Source organism: Microbacterium sp. P2_F9 (assembly GCF_056403635.1).
In genome coordinates this window covers 1-1,203 of the sequence record NZ_JBFUFC010000401.1, presented here as the reverse complement: position 1 = coordinate 1,203, position 1,203 = coordinate 1, and the positions used below count along the sequence as shown (strand labels likewise).

At 72.7% G+C, this 1,203-nt stretch carries 1 protein-coding gene and 1 pseudogene; both read left to right on the top strand.

What is annotated here, in order from left to right; translation table 11 throughout:
* Positions 1-605: pseudogene (locus AC1DVT_RS20360) on the top strand (MMPL family transporter); the annotation flags it as partial.
* Positions 602-1,203 (top strand): YhgE/Pip domain-containing protein (locus tag AC1DVT_RS20355; protein ID WP_477391229.1); only part of this gene is annotated, 602 nt, incomplete at its 3' end. The pseudogene AC1DVT_RS20360 and the gene AC1DVT_RS20355, both read left to right, overlap by 4 nt.

The window sequence follows — 1,203 nt, the reverse complement described above, 5'->3', positions numbered from 1 at the left end:
ACCGGGTGCTCCCCCACTTCGACATCGAGGGCGAGGCCGTCGAGCGCGAGCTGGCCCTCGCGAACTGGCCAGGGCCGGACTCCACCGCGGTCGTGGTCGCCGAGGAGCTCGAGGTGAACGCCGACGGGATCCCGCTCATCGAGGCGGTCTCCGTGCGCGTCGAGCCCGGCACGGCGCTCGTCGTCACGAGCGCGTCCCCCGCGGCGAACACGGCGCTGCTGCTGACCATCGCCGGGCGCGTGATGCCCACCGGCGGTCGCCTCCGGGTGGCCGGTCACCTGCTGCCGGAGCGCAGCGCCTGGGTGCGGGCGCACGTCGGGGTCGCGCTGCTGCACGGCTCCCCCGACCCGCTCCACGAGCTGCGGCTCGCCCTGCGCGGGCGCACGTCGCTCCTCGTGATCGACGGTATCGACGCGATCCCGGCCGGGGCCGAGCGCGAGCGCGCCGCCGCCATGCTGCGGGACGCGGCATCCGTCACCGTCCTCGCCTCCGCGGTCGACCCCGTCGGCGCGCAGGCGTTCTTCGCCGAGGCCGGCCGCGCGAGCGCGCACGTGCTCGATGTCTCCCGCTCTTCCGTTCCCACTCCCGCCGAGGTGTCCGCATGACCAGCGCCGGAATTCCCCACATCATCGAACGCGCCCGCTCGCGGCGACCGGTCACGTGGATCACGCTCATCGGGGTGCTGCTGCTGCCCGTCGTGATCGGCGGCATCCTCGTGGCCGCGCTCTACAACCCCGCTGAGCGGCTCGACAGCCTCAACGCGGCGATCGTGAACGAAGACGAGCCCGTCACGATCAACGACCAGCTCGTGCCGCTCGGACGCCAGCTGACCGCGGGCCTCGTCGAAGGCTCCGACGAGCAGGACAGCAACCTGACCTGGACCATCTCCAACGCCGACGACGCGGAAGAGGGCCTCGCGGACGGCACCTACGACGCCGTCATCACGATTCCGGAGAACTTCTCCGCGGCCGCGACTTCGACCGCGCCGGGGGGCACGCCCGAGCAGGCGACCCTCGAGGTGCAGACCGCCCCCGACGCGCTCATCGTGGACGACGCCATCACGGCGCAGGTGACCCAGGCTGCGGCGTCGCTGATGGGCGAGCAGCTCTCGCAGGTGTACCTCGAGAACGTGTTCCTCGGCTTCACGACACTGGGCGACCAGCTCGGCGAAGCAGCCGGCGGCGCCCGTACGCTCGCCGACGG